Origin of the sequence: Streptomyces sp. ISL-12, assembly GCF_018614415.1 — a bacterium.
Classification (GTDB): Bacteria; Actinomycetota; Actinomycetes; order Streptomycetales; family Streptomycetaceae; genus Streptomyces.
Map to the genome: position 1 here is coordinate 1 of NZ_JAGGOO010000106.1, position 18,646 is coordinate 18,646.

An 18,646-nucleotide genomic window follows, 5' to 3' on the forward strand; every position below is an offset into this window, starting at 1 on the left:
CCCCGGAGGGTCGCCGTGCGTTCTCGACCGCGACGGCCGCCCCGGAAGCTCGCCGTACGACCTCGACCGGAAGGGCCGCCCCCGTGTCCCCGTGTTCCATGGGGAGGGCCGCCGCATGACGGTCACCGCCCCCGACAAGGCCCCCGTCGCCGAGCTGCCCGAGGCCGGCGCCACCCGGCTGGTCGACCGCGTCTTCAAGATGCGCGAACTGGCCATCCTGGTCGTCTTCCTGGTGATGATCGCCGTCACCCAGGCGGGCAACAGCGAGTTCCTGTCCGAACAGGGCATCAAGGACCTGCTGCTCAACGCGACCATCCTGGTCCTGGTCGCCACCGGCCAGTCCCTGGTCGTCATCACCCGCAACGTCGACCTGTCGGTCGGCTCCACGCTCGGCATCAGCGCCTTCGCCGCCGGCACCTACCTCCAGGGCGGCGGCAGCTCCGTCGTCGCCATCGCCCTCGCCGTGCTCCTGGGCGTCGGCTTCGGCCTGCTCAACGGGCTGCTGGTCAGCCTCGGCCAGGTGCCCGCCCTCGTCGTCACCCTCGGCACGCTGTACATCATCCGCGGCATCGACTCCATCTGGGTCGGCTCCCGCCAGATCACCGCGGCCGACCTGCCCGGCGGCTTCGTCGACTTCGGCTCCGGCGGCGTCTCCGCGGTGCCCTACCTCGCGCTGATCGCCCTGGCGGTCGTGGTGGCGACGGCGTACTACCTCAAGCAGTTCGGCGGCGGACGCGAGCTGTACGCGCTCGGCTCCAACCCCGAGGCCGCCCGCCTCGCCGGCATCCCGGTGCGCAAGCGCATCCTGGCCGCCTACACCTTCTGCGGCGCCCTCGCGGGCCTCGCCGGAGCCCTGTACCTGGCCCGGTTCGGCAACGTCGACTCCGGCACCGGCAACGGCTACGAACTCACCGTCGTCAGCGCGGTCGTCGTCGGCGGCGTCGTCTTCACCGGCGGCTCCGGCAGCGTCTACGGCGCCGCCCTCGGCGCACTGCTGCTGACCAGCATCAACAGCGTGCTGCCCGCCCTCGGCGTCAGCTCGGTCTGGGTGATGGCGATCAACGGCATCCTGCTCATCCTCGCCATCGCGGTCGACCGGATCGTCGCCCTGCGCGTGGCCACCGCCCTGAAGAAGAGGAACGCCCGCCATGGCTGACGCCCCGGCCTCACGCCTCTCGCGCGCCGTCCGCTGGGACACCGTCGTCGGCGCCCTGCTCATCGTGGTCGTACTGCTGTCCTTCGGCTTCGTCGACGGCTTCGGCAACTCCCTGAACCTGTCGTTCCTGATCGGCAACACCCTGCCGATCGCCCTGATCGCCCTGCCGATGACGCTGCTCGTGGTGGCCGGCGAGATCGACCTCTCCGTCGCCTCCACGGCCGGTCTGTCCGGCGCGGTGATGGGCGCCCTGTGGAACCAGGGCATGACCATCGAGACGATCATCCCGCTCTGCCTCGTCCTCGGTGTCGTCTGCGGGCTCGTCAACGGCCTGCTGGTGACCCGGCTCGGCCTGCCCTCCCTCGCCGTCACCATCGGCACCATGGCCGCCTACCGGGGCATCGCCCAGATCGTGCTCGGCTCCGACGCGGTCACCGACTTCCCCTCGCAGTACCTGGACTTCGCCGCCGGACGTATCGGGGACACCTTCATCCCGTACGCCCTGCTCCCCTTCCTGGTCCTGCTGGCCATCGCCGTGGTCGCGCTGCACGCCACCCCGTTCGGCCGGGCGCTGTTCGCGATCGGCGCCAGCGAGGAGGCCGCCCGGTTCGCCGGCATCCGGGTCAAGCGGCAGAAACTGATGCTGTTCGTCCTCACCGGCCTGCTGTCCTCCCTCACCGGTGTCTTCTGGGCCCTGCACTACGCCAGCGCCCGCTACGACAACGCCACCGGCCTCGAACTCTCGGTCGTCGCCGCCGTCCTGCTCGGCGGCATCGACTTCGACGGCGGCAAGGGCACCCTCGGCGGCGCGATCGCCGGTGTCTTCCTGCTCGGCGCGCTGCAGAACGTGATGAGCCTCCAGGACGTCTCCGCCCAGTCGCAGATCGTCGTCACCGGCGTCCTGCTCGTCCTCTCCGTGCTCGGCCCAAGGGTCGCGCGCCAGATCTCCGTCGCGAGGGCGGGCCGCCGGGCAGGGTCGGCGCCACCTCTGTCGAAGACGCCCGCACCCACGTCGTAAATACGTCTCCCTAAGGACTCCGCCATGCGCAAGTCGTCGATCCGCCGTACCTGTGCGGCCCTGGCCGCCGTCACCTCCCTCGCCCTCGCGGTCACCGCCTGCGGCGGCACGACCAAGAAGGACGTCGAGAACGAGGGCGGCTCCGCCGCCGCGGCCGGCAAGGCCGACCCGAACGCCGCGACCAAGAAGGGCCTGACCGTCGGCTTCCTGCCGAAGCAGGTCAACAACCCGTACTTCACCGTCGCCGACAAGGGCGGCGAGAAGGCACTGAAGGAGCTGGGCTCCACCTACAAGGAGGTCGGCACCTCCAGCGGCACCGACACCGCGGGCCAGGTCTCCTACGTCAACACGCTCACCCAGCAGCAGGTCGACGCGATGGCCGTCTCCGCGCAGGACCCCGGCGCCCTGTGCACCGCCCTGAAGCAGGCCATGAAGAACGACATCAAGGTCGTCACCTACGACTCGGACGCCAACCCCGAGTGCCGCAACGCCTTCATCTCCCAGGCCTCCGCCGACGACCTCGGCCGCACCCAGGTGCAGCTGCTCGCCGAGCAGATCGGCAACAAGGGTGAGATCGCGATCCTGTCCGCCGCGCAGACCGCGACGAACCAGAACGCCTGGATCGAGATCATGAAGGACGAGCTGAAGGACCCCAAGTACAAGGACATCAAACTGGTCAAGGTCGCCTACGGCGACGACGACGCCCAGAAGTCGTTCCAGCAGACCCAGGGCCTGCTGCAGGAGCACCCGAACCTGAAGGGGATCATCTCCCCGACCACCGTCGGCATCAAGGCCGCCGCCCAGTACCTGTCCGGCTCCAAGTACAAGGGCAAGGTCAAACTGACCGGCCTCGGCACCCCCAACGACATGCGCAAGTACGTCAAGAACGGCACCGTCGACGAGTTCGAGCTGTGGGACCCGGCCAAGCTCGGCGAACTGGCCGCCCGCACCGCCGTCGCCCTGGCCTCCGGCCAGATCACCGGCAAGGAGGGCGAGACGTTCAAGGCCGGTGACATGGGCGAGTACACCATCGGCGCGGACGGCGTGATCAACCTCGGCAAGCCCACCGTCTTCGACGCCGAGAACATCGACCAGTACGACTTCTGACGGTCAGTCAGTCCACCAGGGAGGAGCGGTACTTCATGCAGCGCGTCTGTTTCCTGCTCAAGGTCCGCGAGGACAAGCTCGCCGAGTACCGCGAACGCCACGCCGCCGTGTGGCCGGAGATGCAGCAGGCTCTCTCGGCCACCGGCTGGCACAACTACTCCCTCTTCCTGAGAGACGACGGCCTGCTCGTCGGCTACCTGGAGACCGAGGACTTCGAGGCCGCCCAGGCGGGCATGGCGGCCACCGAGGTCAACGCCCGGTGGCAGGCGGAGATGGCCCCCTTCTTCGAGTCCCTGGACGGCGACCGCCCGGACGAGGCGATGAAGCCGCTCACCGAAGTGTTCCACCTCGCCTGAACACCCACGGAGCCCCCGCATGAGACGACGTACCCTGCTGGCCGGCGCCCTCGCCGCCCCCGTCCTCACCAGCGGCACCGCCCGCGCCGCCGCCACCCCCGGCCCCTCCGTCACCCGGACGGGCACCACCACCCTCGACACCCGGGCCATCTACTTCGTGTCCTACGACGGCCTGGTCAACAACAACTCCTTCCAGAAGAACGGCCTGCTCACCTACAAGGGCCACCAGTACGCGGCCTGGTACACCGCCGACCGCGACGCGGTCGTCGCCCGCCGCGGACTGGGGGACACCACCTGGCAGACCCTCCGCATCGGCCACACCCTGCGCTACGACGACTCCCACAACGTCATCTCCATGGGCGTCTCCCGCACCGACGGCCGCCTCCACCTCAACCTGGACTCCCACAGCGACGGCTTCACCTACGTCAAGTCCGCCGCCGGGCTCCTGGACCGCCCGACCCGCAAGAGCTGGACCGCCGACAGCTTCGGCGCCCCGCAGTCCACGCTCGACGGCCTCGCCCTCACCACTCAGTTCACCTATCCGCAGTTCGTCGCCACCCCCGAGGGCCGCCTCCAGCTCAGCTACCGCGCCGGCGTCTCCGGCAACGGCCGCAACGCGCTGGCCGAGTACGACGGCACCCGGTGGACGGCGCTGGGGGAGTGGAGCGCCTCCACCGGCACCTACACCAGCGAGCACGGCAGCTCCACCGCCCGCAACATGTACCTGCACGGCATCGACTACGACCGGCGCGGCCGGCTGCACGCCTTCTTCACCTGGCGCGAGCAGAACGCCGCCGTGATGTGCTCCCCGGGCGGCCTCACCAACCACGACACCGGCTACGTGTACTCCGACGACCGGGGCCGCACCTGGCGCAACGACGCCGGGGCTGCCGTGGCCACCACCGGCGGCTCCGACCTCGTCTCCGTCACCGACCCCGGCCTGGTGGTGGACCCGCTCAACCCCGACCACTCCCTGATGAACCAGGAGAGCCAGGCCACCGACTCCGCCGGCCGCCCGCACGCGATCATCTCGTACGTCCCCGGCCGTTTCGGCCAGTGCACCACCGACTACGTGGCCGACCGCACCGCCAACGGCCGCGCCTTCCACCTGCGCAAGAACGCCGCCGGCGACTGGCAGAAGACCGAGATCCCCGTCCCGCTCGGCTCCAGCCAGCGCACCCGGCTGGTCCTGGACCGGTACGACAACGCCTACGCGGTCCTCCCCTACGGCCGGATCGCCGCCGCCTCGCGGGCGTCCGGGTACACCGACTGGCGGCTGCTGTACGACGGCGCGGACCTGAACGCCTTCGGCGAGGTCCTCGTGGACGAGACACGCGTGCCCCAGGACGGGGTGCTCTCGGTGCTGTACCAGGAGCGGTCCACCGGCACCACGCCCTCCCCGCTGCGCGTCGTGGACTTCCGGCTGCCCGTGTGACGGCGGCCCTCCCTGGGGCGGCGACGGTAGTGTGAAGGTCTCCCGGCCGCCGCCCCGCGTCGCCCCGGCATTCCCCTAGCTCGACCCTGGAGGTCCCTCCCCGATGGCCCAGTCGGTGGGTATCAAGGACGTCGCCCGTGCCGCCGGAGTCTCCGTGGGCACGGTCTCGAACGTCATCAACCGCCCGGACACCGTCGCCACCGAGACCCGGGCGCGCGTGCTCTCGGCGATCGACCGGCTCGGCTACGTCCGCAGTGAGTCCGCGCGTCAACTGCGCGCCGGCCGCAGCCGGATCATGGGCCTGCTCGTCCTCGACATGGGCAACCCCTTCTTCGTCGACGTCGCCCGCGGCGCCGAGCGCGCCGCCCGGGACGCCGGACTCGGCGTGATGGTCTGCAACAGCGCCCAGAACCCCGGCGAGGAAGCCGAGTACCTCTCCCTCTTCGCCGAACAGCGGGTGCGCGGCGTCCTGCTCACCCCGGCCGACGCCACCGGCCGCAACATCGACACCTTCCGGCGGCACAACATCCCCTTCGTGCTGGTCGACCGGGTCGCCGAGGGCACCACCGAGTGCTCGGTCTCCGTCGACGACATCGCGGGCGGCGCGCTGGCCGTGCGCCACCTCGTCGACGCCGGACACCGCTCCATCGCCTACGTCAGCGGCCCGCCCGGCCTCAACCAGGTCCACGACCGCCGCACCGGCGCCCTGCGCGCCCTCACCGAGGCCGGCCTCGGCCCCGACGCGCTGCGCGAACTGCCCACCGAACGGCTCGACGTCGCCGCGGGCCGGGACGCCGGCGCCCGCCTCCTCGGCCTCGCCGACCGGCCCACCGCCGTCTTCTGCGCCAACGACCTGCTCGCCCTCGGCGTCCTCCAGGCCATGTACGCGGCCGGGGTCGGCGTCCCCGACGATCTCGCCATCGTCGGTTACGACGACATCGAGTTCGCCGCCGCCGCGGCCGTCCCGCTCACCTCCGTACGGCAGCCCGCCCAGACCATGGGCGCGCTCGCCGCCGATCTGCTCCTGGAGGAGACCGAGGCGGAGGCGACGGGGGCACCGCACGAGCACCGCAAGGTCGTGCTCCAGCCCGAACTGGTGGTGCGGCGCTCCAGTCTCGCCGCCCGCTGACCGCCCGCCGCGCAGGATCTCCCGGTCCCGGGGTCGGCGACCGGACGTCCCTGTGCTGAACTGGGGCACGGCCGGAAAACCGTCCGCCCCAGCAGACCGGGAGTCCTCGTTGAGCGTCAGCTACCGCCAGCCCGGCGTCGTCCTCACCGACCGCCGCTTCACCGTCCCCCTCGACCACGCCGACCCCGGCGGGGAGACGATCGAGCTGTACGCCCGCGAGGCCGTCGCCAGCGACAAGGCGGACCGGGACCTGCCGTGGCTGCTCTACCTCCAGGGCGGCCCCGGCTTCGGAGCCAACCGCTTCATCGGCAAGCCGGCCTGGCTCGGCCGCGCCCTCAAGGAGTACCGCGTCCTCCTGCTCGACCAGCGCGGAACGGGCGCCTCCACCCCCGCCAACCGGCAGACCCTCCCGCTGCGCGGCGGCCCCGCCCAGCAGGCCGACCACCTCACCCGTTTCCGCACCGACTCCATCGTCCTGGACTGCGAGGCGATCCGCCCCCAGGTCACCGGCGGCGCCCCCTGGACCGTCCTCGGCCAGAGCTTCGGTGGCTTCTGCACCGTCGCCTACCTCTCCCTGGCCCCCGAGGGCCTCGCCACCGCCCTGATCACCGGCGGCCTGCCCTCCCTCGACGCCCACGCCGACGACGTCTACCGGGCCGCCTACCCCCGTGTCGAACGCAAGGTCGCCGCCCACTACGCCCGCTACCCCCAGGACGTCGAACGCGCCCGCCGCATCGCCGACCACCTCCTCACCCACGACGTGGTCCTGCCGAACGGCTACCGGTTCACGGTGGAGGCGTTCCAGTCGCTGGGCATCATGCTCGGCGCCGGCGAGGGCAGCCACCGCCTGCACTTCCTGCTGGAGGACGCCTTCGTCCGCACCCCCGGCGGCCACGCACTGTCCGACGCCTTCCAGGAACAGGTCCAGGGCCTGCTGTCGTTCGCGGCCAACCCGCTGTACGCGCTGATCCACGAGGCGATCTACGCCCAGGACGCCCGCCCGACGAACTGGTCCGCCGAGCGCGTCCGCGCCGAGTTCCCGCGCTTCGACGCCGCCAAGGCCCTCGCGGGCGACGAACCGCTGCTGTTCACCGGCGAGACCATCCACCCCTGGATGTTCGACTGCGATCCGGCCCTGCGCCCGCTGCGCGAGACCGCCGACCTGCTCGCCGCCCGCACCGACTGGACCCCCCTGTACGACCCCGCCCGCCTCGCGGCCAACGAGGTACCCGTCGCCGCCGCCGTCTACCACGACGACATGTACGTCGACACCGGCCACGCCCTGACCACCGCCCGCGCCGTCCGTGGCCTGCGCACCTGGGTCACCGACGAGTTCGAGCACGACGGCGTCCGGGCCGGCGGCCCCCGCGTCCTGGACCGGCTGCTCGCCCTCGCCCGCGACGAGGTCTGAGCACCGCGCGCGCCGACGCCGGGTGCGCTGTCAGTGGGCCGGGCTAGTCTGCGGAGCATGACCGAGCCGACGACGTCTGCTTCACCCCTGGAGCCCATGCCCGACGACTGGCGGCGCGCCCTCGCCGTCGTGGCCCACCCGGACGACCTGGAGTACGGCTGCTCCGCGGCGATCGCCGTGTGGACCGACGCGGGCCGTGAGGTGGCCTACGTCCTCGCCACCCGCGGCGAGGCGGGCATCGACACCCTCCCGCCCGCCGAGTGCGCCCCGCTGCGCGAGCGCGAGCAGCGGGCGAGCGCCGCCGTGGTCGGCGTGACGGAGGTCGAGTTCCTCGACCACCCGGACGGCGTCGTCGAGTACGGCACCGCGCTGCGCCGGGACATCGCCGCCGCGATCCGCCGGCACCGCCCCGAACTCGTCATCACCCTCACCCACCGGGAGGAGGTCTGGGGCGGGACGTACTGGAACACCCCGGACCACGTGGCCGTCGGCCGGGCCGCGCTGGACGCGGTGGCGGACGCAGGCAACCGCTGGATCTTCCCCGAGCTGACCGACCAGGGCCTCCAGCCGTGGAACGGCGTCCGCTGGGTCGCCGTCGCCGGTTCCGACACGCCCACCCACGCCGTGGACGCCACGGACGGCCTGGAGCGCGCGGTCCGCTCCCTGCTCGAACACCGCACCTACATCGAGGCGCTGACCGACCAGGACCCGGAGGAGTACGTCCGCGGCATCGTCCTGCCGTACGCGCGGGCCACCGGGGAGCGGTTCGGCGGCCGGCCGGCGGTCGCGTTCCAGGTGTTCGGCCGGTGACCGGCGTGGACGCCGCGGAGCAGCTGGCCGACCGGTTCGAGGAGCACCGCGGCCGCCTCGGCGCGGTGGCCTACCGCATGCTCGGCTCCCTGACCGAGGCCGAGGACGCCGTACAGGAGGCATGGATACGGCTGGCCCGCACGGGCGCCGACGGCATCGACAACCTCGGCGGCTGGCTGACCACCGTCACCGGCCGGATCTGCCTCGACATGCTGCGTTCCCGCGCCACCCGCCGCGAGGAGCCGATGGCCGAGGACGCCGGTGCGTTCGTCCCCGACCCGCTGATCACGCCGTTTCCGTCCGGCGACCCGGAGCAGGAGGCGCTGCACGCCGACTCGGTGGGCACGGCCCTGCTGGTGGTGCTGGAGACCCTGGAGCCCGCCGAGCGGCTGGCGTTCGTCCTGCACGACATGTTCGCCGTGCCGTTCGACGACATCGCGCCGGTCGTGGAGCGCTCCCCGGCCGCCACCCGGCAGCTCGCCAGCCGTGCCCGGCGCCGGGCACGGGACGCGGCCCCGGGCTCCGACCCCGACCTCGGGCGGCAGCGCAAGGCGCTGGAGGCATTCCTGGCCGCCAGCCGTGCCGGCGACTTCGAGGCGCTGGTCGCCGTCCTCCATCCGGATGTGGTGCTGCGGGCGGACGCCGGCAGCTCCCTGTCCCGGCTGGTACGCGGCGCCCGCACGGTGGCCGAACAGGCCCGGCTCTTCCGTCAGGACGCCGTCCGGACACGGTTCGTGCTGGTCAACGGCGCGGTCGGAGTGGTGGCCCGGCGCGCCGGGCAGCCCGTGTCCGTGCTGACCGTCACCGTTGTCGACGGCCGGATCACCGAGCTGTACATCCTGGCCGACACCGACCGCCTCGACCGACTGGAGCTGCCCGACGCATAAATCCGACCAGCGTCGAACGGATGTTCCGTATGCTGGCCGCCATGCGGCACGACACGGCCCAGCGGCCGTCCCTCGGGGACCTGCGAGGCGACTGCGCCCGGTGCTTCGGCCTGTGCTGTGTCGCCCTGCCGTTCGCCGCCTCGGCGGACTTCGCCTTCGACAAGGAGGCCGGCCGGCCCTGCCCGAACCTCGGCGACGACCACCGCTGCGGCATCCACGACCGGCTGCGGCAGCGCGGCTTCACCGGCTGCACGGTCTACGACTGCTTCGGCGCGGGGCAGCGGGTCTCACGGGTCACCTTCGGCGGGGCGGACCGGCGGACCGGCGCCATGAACGAGGTGTTCCCGCTGGTGCGGCAGTTGCACGAACTGCTCTGGTACCTCACCGAGGCGCTGACCCTGCCGGCCGCCCGTCCGGTCCACGGCGACCTGCGCCGGATGCGGGAGCGGACCGAGCGGCTGGCGGGCGGCACCCCGGAGGAGCTGGCCGCGCTCGACGTGGCGGCGCACCGTCGGCAGGTCGACGTACTCCTGCTGCGCGTCAGCGAGCTGGCGCGGGCCCGGTCCGGTGGCCGCGGGAAGAGCCGCCGGCGTGCCGACCTGCTGGGTGCCCGGCTGCGCGGGGCCGATCTGCGGGGCGCCGACCTGCGCGGGGCCTGTCTCATCGCGGCCGACCTGACCGGCGCCGACCTGCGCGGCGCGGACCTCATCGGAGCGGACCTCAGGGACACCGACCTGACGGACGCGGACCTGACGGGGGCGTTCTTCCTGACCCAGCCCCAGGCGAACGCGGCCCGGGGGAGTTCCGGCACCCGGCTGCCGGGGTCAGTCACCCGCCCGGTGCACTGGACAGCGTGACTCTGACGGCTCCGGCTCCGGTTCCCGGCCCGGTGCGGGCACCGCCGGCGCCTCGGCCGCGAGGGACGCGGCGGACGCGGCGGTCCGCCGCCGCTCGGGGCGCAGCCGCAGTCCCTCCGGCATCAGCGTCAGCCGCTCGGTCACCCGCAGCCGGTACTCCGGGTCCGGCCGCAGGTCGTAGCGGCGCAGCAGCAGTCCGAGGACCAGCGTGGCCTCGTGCAGCGCGAACTGCCGTCCGATGCAGGCCCGCGCGCCCGTGCCGAACGGCTTGAAGGTGTGCGGGGCGCGGGACCGTACGGCCGCCGCCTCGAACCGGTCCGGGTCGAACCGCTCGGCGTCCGGCCCCCACACCTCGGGGTCGCGGTGCAGCATCGGCGTGAGGACCAGGGCCCACGCGCCGGGCCGCATCGGATGGACCCCGCCGAGCACCGTGTCCGCGCGGGCCTCCCGGGCGAAGGCGGGCGCGGTCGGCCACAGCCGCAACGACTCGTCCAGGACCCGGCGGACGTACCGCAGCTTCGCCACCTGTCCGTAGCCCGGGGCCGCCGTGCCGCCCCACACCCGGTCCACCTCGGCGCGGGCCCGGTCGGCCACCTCGGGACGGCGGGAGAGGTAGTGCAGGGCGAAGGAGAGCGCGCCCGACGTCGTCTCGTGCCCGGCCACCAGGAAGGTGATGACCTGGCGGCGCACGTTCCGCGCCGACAGCCGCTCCCCGGTGCCGGGATGGGCGGTCTCCAGCATCCGGTCGAGCAGATCCCCGTTCCCCTCTCCGGTGCGGCGGGCGCGGACCAGGTCGTCGACGGTGCGGTTCAGAAAGGCGATGTCGGCCGCGTTGCGGCGGCTCGCGCGGCGCAGCAGCCACGGGGCGAGCGGACCGGGCACGGTGTTGCGGCGCTGCGCGAAGGTGAGCGCGCCGACCATCGCGGTCACGAAGGGATGCGGCCGGGACCGTTCGAAGGACCCGAAGTCGTGCCCGAACCCGGTGCGCGCGATCGTCTCCAGCGTCAGCTTGGTCATGTCCCCGGGCACGTCGACCGCCCGGCCCGCCGCCCCCGCGCGGTCCCAGTGGGCGAGGAGCCGGTCCGCCACGTCCAGCATCATCGGGTGGTAGCCCGCCATCGCCTCACGGCTGAACCCCGGGGCGAGGACGTCGTGCGCGAGCTGCCAGTTGGGCTCGTGGTTGTACGCCGTGAACAGCCCGTCCCCGGCGACCGGGCGCAGATTGGCCACGCCCAGGCCGACGTGCTTGGCGAACCGCGCGTCGTCCGCCAGCTCGGCCGCGAGGGCCGCGCCCCACACGAACACGAACTCCTTGCCGAAGGCCCGCCGCCGGAAGATCGGCCCCAGCCGCTCCGCCTGGCGCATCGTGCCCTGGAGGGGAGTGCGCCGGCTCGCGCCGAGCACGTCCCCGAGCAGCGGGAGCCGGTGCGGCGGACGGGGTATTCGCTCCAGCTCGGGCCAGCCCAGCTCGGCACTGCGGAACCCTTTCGGCAGTCCGTCCCTCGTCTCCGCCATGACGCTGTCTCCGTCTGTAGGTGGGGGTGTGGTGCGTGGGGTGTTGTACGTGGGTTCAACAGCGCGCCGCCTCAGTCTCGGCCCGTTGTCGAATCCACGTCAAGTAAGGTGCGGGCATGGCCGCCAACCAGGGTGAGCGCGTCCGCCGCCGGCTCAGCACCGGGGAACGCCGGGAGCAACTGCTGTCGGTGGGGGCGCGGTTGTTCTCGGAGAGCCCCTACGACGAGGTGTGGATCGAGCGGGTCGCCGAGATCGCGGGCGTCTCCCGGGGGCTGCTCTACCACTACTTCCCGGCCAAACGGGACTTCTTCGCGGCGGTCGTCGAGCGCGAGAGCGAGCGGATGCTGCGGATGACGGCGGCCGTGCCCGGCGTCCCGGTACGCGAACAACTCGCCGCCGGCCTCGACGCGTATCTGCGGTACGTCGAGGAGCACGCGCACGGCTACCGGGCCTTTCACCGCGCCGACGCCGCGGGGGACCCGGCCGTGCGCCGCGTCTACGGGCAGGCGCTGGCCGCCCAGCAGCGGCAGATCCTGGACGCGCTGGCCGCCGACCCCGGCTTCGGCGCGGAGTTCGCGGGGCGGCCCGACGTCCGGCTGGCGGTAATGGGCTGGCTGGCCTTCACCACCGCCATCTGTCTGGAGTGGCTGCGCGAGGGGGAGCCGGCCCGGGAAGAGGTGCGCGACCTGTGCGCCCGCGCGCTGTTCGGCACGCTCGCGCCCTGACGCGGCACGTCCCGCACCCTGAAGGTCTCGTAAAGATCACGCGTCCTGGTTGGCGCACACTCCGATCTTCGGTAGGTTAGGCAAGGCTTACCTAAGGAGGTTGGGATGGCAGACAGCCAGACCTGGACTGCCGCGCCCGCGGCGGCGGAGCGTGCCCGGTCCGTGCTCGCCGCCGCGTGGTCCTGCGCGGTGACCGCGGAGGGCGGGCGCGAGGAGTTCGTCGGCGCGCACTCCGTGGCGGACGACGGCCGGGTGCTGCTGCGCGTGCCCGAGGACAGCGCCCTGCTCGGGGCGGCGATCTGCGCGCCCAGAGGGGAGCCTTCGGCCGTCCTGGAGTTCGCCGACGTCGCGCCCGTCCCGGTGCGCGGCAGGATCCGGGCCCGGCTGTGGATGGCGGGCTGGATGGCCGTCGAGGAGGGCCACCTGGCCTTCCATCCCACCCGCGTGGTGCTGCGTCAGCAGTCCGGTTCCGTGGTGGTCGACCGGGATGAGTTCGGCGCCGCGAAACCCGACCCGCTGGCCACGGCCGAGGCCCGGCTGCTGACCCACCTCGCCGACTGCCACGGTGACGCGGTGGAGCGGCTCACCCGGCTCGTCGACCCCGACAGCCTGCACGGCGTCGTCCGGGTCCGGCCGCTCGCCGTCGACCGGCACGGACTGACGCTGCGCATCGAACGCGCCGGTGCCCACGGTGACGTACGCCTGCCGTTCCACCGGCCCGCCGACGACATCGCGCAGCTCACCGAGCGCATGCACGTACTGCTCACCCAGGCGAGCGGCGCGTCCTGCCCGCGCGCGCTCCACCGGCAGCGCACGGAGAGCGACGGGTGAGGCGGCCGCTTCACCGGCGGTGGCCGACGGGGGCTGGGCCGCTGGGCCGGGCCGGTGGCTGGTGGGAACGACGGCCGTGCGGGGCCGGCGGTCGTGCGGGTTGACGGTCGTGTGGGGCCGGCGGTCGTGCGGGTTGACGGTCGCGGTCCGTGGCCGTGTCGCCAGACGCGACAGCAGGGCCGTACTCCCTCGCGCCGCCCTGCCCCTCGCCCCTCAGGCCGGTCATCCGCCGGAGGCCCCCCGCGTACGTCGCAGCGGGCGCCTGCCGCGCAGCCAGTCCCGCAGCCGGGCCAGCCGGGGCCGGCGTTCGCGCTGCTCCCGGGTGTGGCGGTCCAGTTCCTCCAGCAGCCGGCGCGAACGGTGCTCGGTGTCCATCTCGTCGATGATGCGGTTGACCTCGGTCAGCACCGCGCCCTGGAGCTGCCACAGCCGGGCGTCGCGCTGCACCTCCTCCAGGAGCAGTCGGGCGAGCTTGTCCCGGGTCACCGCTGCCTGCCGCAGTTCGGCGGTCAGCCGCTCCTCCGCGGACTCGGCGTTCTCGCTGGCGCTGGTGGTGACCAGTACCGCGAAACTGACCACCGCGTCCCCGATCTCGGACAGCAGCTGTTCCACGGTGGCGCCCGTCTCCGCCGGGAACAGCGGCTCGGGCTCGCGTTCCTTGGCCAGGTCGGTCAGCGTGCGCGCCAGCACCCGCAGGACGACCGTGCAGATCTCCAGCGTGTCCAGGCCCGTGCGCAGCACCACCCGGTGCAGCAGCCCCTCGCGCACCCGCGGGTTGAACCGCAGGCTGTCCTCCGCCTGCCGCAGGTCCTCGTCCACCTCGGCGATGTCGTGGTCCAGGGCGCGGGCCTCGTGCAGCCGCGCCGCCGCCTGCAGGAACGGGGTGTTGTCGGCGGCCTCCTCACCCACCCGCAGCATCAGCTGCCTCAGCCGCCGCGCCAGGTTCTCGATCGACGCGCCGGCCTGTTCCACCCACACCGGGGGAGCGAGGACCAGATTGAACGCCAGTCCGACGATCGCCCCGATCAGTGTCTCCACCACCCGGGCCCACGCCAGCGCCCCGTGCGCGGTCACCCCGAGCACCAGCATGGCGCTGATCGCCACCTCGGCCGTGAACTCGTGCGCCCGCACCAGATGTCCGACACCCAGGGCGGCCACGATGATCAGGGCCAGACTCCACCAGCTCAGTCCCACCACCGAGCTGAAGACGATGGCCACCAGGACGCCCGCCACCACGGCGTTCACACGGCGGATGCTCATCTTCAGCGTGGCGTACAGGGTGACCTGCACGACCAGCAGCGCGGTGAGGGGAGCGGTGAGCGGCGCGGGTTCGGGACTCAGCCGCACCGCGATCACATAGGCGATCGACGCGGCGGCCGCCGAGCGGAACGCCTGCACCACCACGGGGTCGCGGTGCGCCGTCCTCAACGACCGTGCCAGGGACACTGACCTCTCACGTACATCCAGCATCCTCGGGTCTGTTCCCCTTCCCCAGGTGCAACGAACGTCAATGGACAGAACGGACCGTAACCGGAGGCGGAGGAGTCACCCCGCTCCCACGCGCCACGCGGGGCCGGACGTGTGGCGCGGGTCCAGGTGCCGGAACGGTGCCGGAAGGCGCCACATAGATGCCGGAAAGGTGCCGGAACCTGTGGAAAACCTCAGTGCCCGCCCGTGGTTTTCCGCAGTCGAGGACGGGGGCCGACCTCATGGCGTCGGCCGTCCGCGGCGCGGCAGCCTTGGATCATGAAGAAGCAAGGCATGGCGCGACACATGGCGATGGCCCTGACGCTGCCCGTCGCTCTCGGCGCGCTCACCCTCGGCACCCCAACCGTGGCGGCGGTCCCGCCGTCCCCCACCGTGGCGGCGACACAGCCGGGACCGGCGGTCGTGACGGCACTCGAGCGGGCCGCCCACCCGTTACGCACAGTGGAACCGGGCGGTGACACACGTGACCTGCGCCCACTGAGCGGGATGACCGGTGACGCCCGGGTCGTCGGACTGGGCGAGGCCACGCACAGCTCCCACGACTTCTTCGCCCTCAAGGACCGCGTCTTCCGCCACCTGGTGACGGAGCGGGGCTTCCGTACCTTCGCCCTGGAGGCGAGCTGGAGCACCGGCCTGCGGCTCGACGACTACGTGGTGCACGGCAAGGGCGATCCTCGGCGCATCATGCGGGACGAGTTCCAGCGCGACTACCTGTGGTGGAACAACACCGCATACCTGAAACTCGTGGAGTGGATGCGGGCGTACAACGTGCGGCATCCCGACGACCCCGTGCGCTTCCTGGGCGACGACATCGCCTGGACCGGCCCGGAGGTCTACGACGAAGTCATGGAGTACGTCGCCGGACGTCATCCCCGGCTCAGCGCGCGTATCGCCGAGCTGTACCGGGGGCTGCGGCCCGCCGTGCCGACGGGGACCTACATCGAGGAATACCTCGGCAAGCCGTACGCCGAGCGCCGCGAGACGGCCGACCGCACCGGTGAGGCCCTGCGGCTGCTGGAGCGGCAGGGCCCAGCCGACGACCGCGCGGGGTACGACTGGGCCGTCCAGCAGGCCACCGTCATCGACCGGACCGCCCGGCAGTACGCTTTCGACTTCGACGACCCGGCGCAGATCGCCGCGGCGATGCGCTACCGGGACGAGGCGATGGCCGACAACGTCCTGTGGTGGCAGCGCCGCACCGGCACCAAGGTGCTGCTGTCCGCGCACAACGCCCATGTCTCCTACGAGACGATGGACCCGGAGCACTACCCGAGGATGCAGGGCGCCTTCCTGCGCGACCGTCTCGGCGACGACTACGTCAGCGTCGGTCTCACCTTCGACCGGGGCTCGCTCAACGCCACCGGACGAGACGGCGCCATCCACCGCTGGACGCTCGGACCGGCGGGCCCCGGCGGCAACGAGCACACCCTGGACCGGGTCCGGCACCGCGACTACCTGGTCGACCTGCGGACCGTCGGCCCGCCGGCGGCGGCCTGGCTCCGCGAGGCCCGGCCGACCCGCAGCATAGGCACCGACTGTCCGGACGGCCCCTACGACGTCGCGCTCGCCCGTGCTCACGACGTGCTGATCCACCTCCACGGCGTCGAGGCGGCCCGGCTGCGCGACCGTTAGGCCGTCAGTTTGCCGAGGAACGCGTCCAGGTTGCCCAGCGTCCGGGCGACCTGCTCCTCCAGGCTGAGACTCTCCTCGAACCGGGTCCCGTTCTCCGGCACCTTCTTGCCCCGCAAGTACAGGGAACAGGCGAGGTCGGTGCACATGTACAGCCCGACCGAGTTCCCCTCGCGCCCGGCCGGCCCCGCCTTGCGGGCGGTCATCAGCGAGACCCCGCCGCGCGGATGGGTCGTCAGGCACAACGAGCACAGGCTGCGCTGCAGGACGCCGCGCCGGCCCGGCTGGAAGCGCAGCGCCACGCCGACGGGACGGTCCTCGCGCTCGGCGACCAGATAGCTTCGGTCGGGCGCGCCCGGGTCCCGCCACCCCAGGAAGTCCAGGTCGTCCCAGGGGCGGTCGCCCAGATCGCGGGGCAGGGGCAGCCGCTTGGCCTCGCCCTTCGAGCAGTTGACGAAGGACGAGCGGATGTCCCGTTCGTCGAGTGGTCTCATGGTGTCTCCGAAAACCTAGGGGTCTGCACCCCAGGGGTCTCAAACCTAGGGGGTCTAGGAACCGGCCTACCGTAGTCAGCCGCGCCTGGACAAGGCCACCGAATATTCCGGGCGGGCTCGGTTCGGAGCCGCGGGCGTCGCGCCGAGGTTTCGCCGGGCGGCGCGGAGGTACCCCGGCATCGCTCGTACGAGCGCGAGTGACCACAGCCACCAGCACGACATGGAACGTCCGGAACACGGACGGACCGGAGGGAGAGCGCCGTGACCGACCACCGTGCCGAAGGACCCGGGGAGAACGGCGCTCCGGTGCCCCGTGACATGCCGGACCAGCAGGCCGACGCGGGGGAGGACCCCTGGGACGTCGCCCCCGGTCTCGCGGCGCGCGAGAGCGGCACCGACGCGGACGACGCCGAGAGCGGCGACGACGCCGAGGACGGGGCCACCGGCGCCGGGGCCACCGACGTACCGGACACCGACGAGGCGGGGACGGGGCGGCAGGGAGCGCCGCACTCGGGAGCGGTCCACCCCGAGCACCCCGTACCGGACGAGTCGTCCGGCTGAGGCGGGCGCAGCGGGGGCGCGTGGCCGGACGGTCCGTCCGTCGGGCCGTCTGTCGGGCGGGGTCAGCCGGCCTTGCGTCCCCGCAGCGGTTCCGTCGGACCGCCGGCGCCCTCCCGGAACCCCTGGAGGAACTCCGCCAGCACCTCGGTGGCTGTGTGCTCCGGGCGCCAGCCCAGTTCCGCACGGGCCCGGCCGCAGTCCAGCAGCGGCAGCCGCAGTACCGCGTCGAACAGGTGGGGCGAGGCCGGCAGCAGACGCAGCCCCCAGGCGGCGGCGATCGCCGAGCGTGCGGCGGACCGGGGCAGCCGGACCCGCCGCGGCGTACCGACCAGCTCGCCGAGCAGTTCCGCGTCGACCGGCGGGTCGGCCGCCAGGTTGAACGGGCCCCGGGCGTCGGCGGAGCGCACCGCGAGCCGGTAGGCGTCGGCGGCGTCATCGGAGTGCAGCGCCTGCATCCGCAGACCCGGGATGTCAGGCAGGAAGGGCAGCAGATCCGGGCGGGCCAGCGGACCGGGCAGGTACTTGCCGCCGAAGATCCGGCGCTGCTCGCTCGCCGACTGCCGCTTGAACAGGAAGGCGGGACGCATCCGGACGACCCGGATCCCGGGATGGTCGCGCTCGAAGATGTCCAGGGTGCGCTCCAGGTAGGCCTTCTCCCGGCAGTACGCCGCGTCGGGCCAGCCGTGCGTGGGCCAGGACTCGTCCACCGCCCGGTCCTTCGGGCCCGGCGAGTACGCCCCGACCGACGAGGCGTGCACCAGGGCCGGCACCCCGGCCGCGGCCACCGCCTCGAACACCCGGATGGAGCCGAGTACGTTCGTGCGCCAGGTCGTGGCCGGGTCGTGCGTCGGCTGGAACGCCCAGGCCAGATGGACCACCGCGTCCGCTCCCGAGAACAAGCCGGTCAGGTCGGCCCGCTCGGCGGCGAGGTCGACCGTGGCCCACTCGGTCTTCGCCGGTGACCAGTCGGGGATCCGCCGGGCCAGGCCCAGCACCGAACCGGTCTCCGGATCCTCCGAGAGGAGCCGCACCACACTCGTGCCCACGTTGCCGGTGGCCCCGGTGACCACGATCCTGCTGCTTGTTGCGCCGCTCACCTCGCGCTCCTCTCGGCCGCTTGTCCGACGGAGGCGACCGAGTACCCGTACACGCACGGGATGCACGCGAGCCCGGCCCCGGACCGAACCCGGACCCGAACAGGTCCCTGGGCCGGCCCGGCCCCCGGACCGTTCCCGGA

Annotated in this window: 18 protein-coding genes; 14 read left to right on the forward strand and 4 right to left on the reverse strand. The window is 72.8% G+C overall.

Annotation, left to right across the window (positions count from 1 at the left end):
• Positions 1–115 precede the first annotated feature (115 nt).
• From J7I94_RS26650 to J7I94_RS26695, 10 genes are all read left to right on the forward strand, one after another.
• Positions 116–1,156 carry an ABC transporter permease gene (locus J7I94_RS26650; RefSeq protein ID WP_215170835.1) on the forward strand — a complete coding sequence of 347 codons (1,041 nt, stop codon included), beginning with the start codon at positions 116–118 and terminating at the stop codon, positions 1,154–1,156.
• On the forward strand, positions 1,149–2,174 hold the full coding sequence (locus tag J7I94_RS26655) for an ABC transporter permease (RefSeq protein ID WP_215170837.1): 1,026 nt from the start codon (positions 1,149–1,151) through the stop codon (positions 2,172–2,174). The genes J7I94_RS26650 and J7I94_RS26655 overlap by 8 nt, the downstream gene beginning before the upstream one ends.
• 24 nt (positions 2,175–2,198) lie before the next feature.
• Complete coding sequence (gene rhaS, locus J7I94_RS26660; protein ID WP_215170839.1) at positions 2,199–3,281, forward strand: rhamnose ABC transporter substrate-binding protein; 1,083 nt, start codon at positions 2,199–2,201, stop codon at positions 3,279–3,281.
• A gap of 35 nt (positions 3,282–3,316) precedes the next feature.
• A complete protein-coding gene (locus tag J7I94_RS26665; protein ID WP_215170841.1) occupies positions 3,317–3,637 on the forward strand; it encodes an L-rhamnose mutarotase in 321 nt (106 codons plus the stop codon).
• A gap of 19 nt (positions 3,638–3,656) precedes the next feature.
• The gene (locus tag J7I94_RS26670) at positions 3,657–5,072 is read left to right on the forward strand and encodes a BNR repeat-containing protein (RefSeq protein WP_215170843.1); all 1,416 of its coding nucleotides are present in this window, start codon (positions 3,657–3,659) and stop codon (positions 5,070–5,072) included.
• Positions 5,073–5,175: 103 nt separating this feature from the next.
• Positions 5,176–6,201: a LacI family DNA-binding transcriptional regulator gene (locus tag J7I94_RS26675; protein ID WP_215170845.1), complete on the forward strand. Its 1,026-nt coding sequence runs from the start codon at positions 5,176–5,178 to the stop codon at positions 6,199–6,201.
• A gap of 109 nt (positions 6,202–6,310) precedes the next feature.
• A complete protein-coding gene (locus J7I94_RS26680; RefSeq protein ID WP_215170860.1) occupies positions 6,311–7,612 on the forward strand; it encodes an alpha/beta fold hydrolase in 1,302 nt (433 codons plus the stop codon).
• A gap of 57 nt (positions 7,613–7,669) precedes the next feature.
• Positions 7,670–8,422, forward strand: coding sequence for a PIG-L deacetylase family protein (locus tag J7I94_RS26685; RefSeq protein ID WP_215170862.1), 753 nt, complete (start codon positions 7,670–7,672; stop codon positions 8,420–8,422).
• Between the two features lie 5 nt (positions 8,423–8,427).
• On the forward strand, positions 8,428–9,309 hold the full coding sequence (locus J7I94_RS26690) for a sigma-70 family RNA polymerase sigma factor (protein WP_215170894.1): 882 nt from the start codon (positions 8,428–8,430) through the stop codon (positions 9,307–9,309).
• Positions 9,310–9,350: 41 nt separating this feature from the next.
• Complete coding sequence (locus J7I94_RS26695; RefSeq protein ID WP_251075798.1) at positions 9,351–10,166, forward strand: pentapeptide repeat-containing protein; 816 nt, start codon at positions 9,351–9,353, stop codon at positions 10,164–10,166.
• On the opposite strand, the gene J7I94_RS26700 is transcribed toward J7I94_RS26695, so the two are convergent.
• Positions 10,134–11,681: a cytochrome P450 gene (locus J7I94_RS26700; protein ID WP_215170864.1), complete on the reverse strand. Its 1,548-nt coding sequence runs from the start codon at positions 11,679–11,681 to the stop codon at positions 10,134–10,136. The genes J7I94_RS26695 and J7I94_RS26700 overlap by 33 nt on opposite strands.
• 116 nt (positions 11,682–11,797) lie before the next feature.
• Here J7I94_RS26700 and J7I94_RS26705 point away from each other — a divergent pair, with 116 nt between their 5' ends.
• On the forward strand, positions 11,798–12,406 hold the full coding sequence (locus J7I94_RS26705) for a TetR/AcrR family transcriptional regulator (protein ID WP_215170866.1): 609 nt from the start codon (positions 11,798–11,800) through the stop codon (positions 12,404–12,406).
• 105 nt (positions 12,407–12,511) lie between these two features.
• Entirely contained in the window at positions 12,512–13,237 is a 726-nt protein-coding gene (locus J7I94_RS26710; RefSeq protein ID WP_215170867.1) for a DUF2470 domain-containing protein, read from the forward strand.
• Positions 13,238–13,459: 222 nt separating this feature from the next.
• Here J7I94_RS26710 and J7I94_RS26715 read toward each other — a convergent pair whose 3' ends face one another.
• Positions 13,460–14,707 carry an FUSC family protein gene (locus tag J7I94_RS26715; protein ID WP_215170868.1) on the reverse strand — a complete coding sequence of 416 codons (1,248 nt, stop codon included), beginning with the start codon at positions 14,705–14,707 and terminating at the stop codon, positions 13,460–13,462.
• 291 nt (positions 14,708–14,998) lie between these two features.
• Here J7I94_RS26715 and J7I94_RS26720 point away from each other — a divergent pair, with 291 nt between their 5' ends.
• Positions 14,999–16,357: an erythromycin esterase family protein gene (locus J7I94_RS26720; RefSeq protein ID WP_215170869.1), complete on the forward strand. Its 1,359-nt coding sequence runs from the start codon at positions 14,999–15,001 to the stop codon at positions 16,355–16,357.
• Here J7I94_RS26720 and J7I94_RS26725 read toward each other — a convergent pair.
• Positions 16,354–16,848, reverse strand: a complete 495-nt coding sequence (locus tag J7I94_RS26725; protein WP_215170870.1) for an FBP domain-containing protein — start codon at positions 16,846–16,848, stop codon at positions 16,354–16,356. The two genes, J7I94_RS26720 and J7I94_RS26725, sit on opposite strands and share 4 nt — an antisense overlap.
• Before the next feature lie 261 nt (positions 16,849–17,109).
• Between J7I94_RS26725 and J7I94_RS26730 the strand changes: the two genes are divergently transcribed.
• Positions 17,110–17,409, forward strand: coding sequence for a hypothetical protein (locus J7I94_RS26730; protein WP_215170871.1), 300 nt, complete (start codon positions 17,110–17,112; stop codon positions 17,407–17,409).
• Positions 17,410–17,471: 62 nt separating this feature from the next.
• Here J7I94_RS26730 and J7I94_RS26735 read toward each other — a convergent pair whose 3' ends face one another.
• Positions 17,472–18,506: an SDR family oxidoreductase gene (locus tag J7I94_RS26735; protein WP_215170872.1), complete on the reverse strand. Its 1,035-nt coding sequence runs from the start codon at positions 18,504–18,506 to the stop codon at positions 17,472–17,474.
• Between the last annotated feature and the right edge of the window lie 140 nt (positions 18,507–18,646).

Coding starts and splice junctions, on each gene's coding strand:
- J7I94_RS26720 (WP_215170869.1), top strand. CDS start 14,999: ATGGCGCGACACATGGCGATGGCCCTGACGCTGCCCGTCGCTCTCGGC.
- J7I94_RS26685 (WP_215170862.1), top strand. CDS start 7,670: ATGACCGAGCCGACGACGTCTGCTTCACCCCTGGAGCCCATGCCCGAC.
- J7I94_RS26670 (WP_215170843.1), top strand. CDS start 3,657: ATGAGACGACGTACCCTGCTGGCCGGCGCCCTCGCCGCCCCCGTCCTC.
- J7I94_RS26715 (WP_215170868.1), bottom strand. CDS start 14,707: ATGCTGGATGTACGTGAGAGGTCAGTGTCCCTGGCACGGTCGTTGAGG.
- J7I94_RS26725 (WP_215170870.1), bottom strand. CDS start 16,848: ATGAGACCACTCGACGAACGGGACATCCGCTCGTCCTTCGTCAACTGC.
- J7I94_RS26650 (WP_215170835.1), top strand. CDS start 116: ATGACGGTCACCGCCCCCGACAAGGCCCCCGTCGCCGAGCTGCCCGAG.
- J7I94_RS26700 (WP_215170864.1), bottom strand. CDS start 11,681: ATGGCGGAGACGAGGGACGGACTGCCGAAAGGGTTCCGCAGTGCCGAG.
- J7I94_RS26665 (WP_215170841.1), top strand. CDS start 3,317: ATGCAGCGCGTCTGTTTCCTGCTCAAGGTCCGCGAGGACAAGCTCGCC.
- J7I94_RS26705 (WP_215170866.1), top strand. CDS start 11,798: ATGGCCGCCAACCAGGGTGAGCGCGTCCGCCGCCGGCTCAGCACCGGG.
- J7I94_RS26675 (WP_215170845.1), top strand. CDS start 5,176: ATGGCCCAGTCGGTGGGTATCAAGGACGTCGCCCGTGCCGCCGGAGTC.
- rhaS (WP_215170839.1), top strand. CDS start 2,199: ATGCGCAAGTCGTCGATCCGCCGTACCTGTGCGGCCCTGGCCGCCGTC.
- J7I94_RS26710 (WP_215170867.1), top strand. CDS start 12,512: ATGGCAGACAGCCAGACCTGGACTGCCGCGCCCGCGGCGGCGGAGCGT.
- J7I94_RS26695 (WP_251075798.1), top strand. CDS start 9,351: ATGCGGCACGACACGGCCCAGCGGCCGTCCCTCGGGGACCTGCGAGGC.
- J7I94_RS26655 (WP_215170837.1), top strand. CDS start 1,149: ATGGCTGACGCCCCGGCCTCACGCCTCTCGCGCGCCGTCCGCTGGGAC.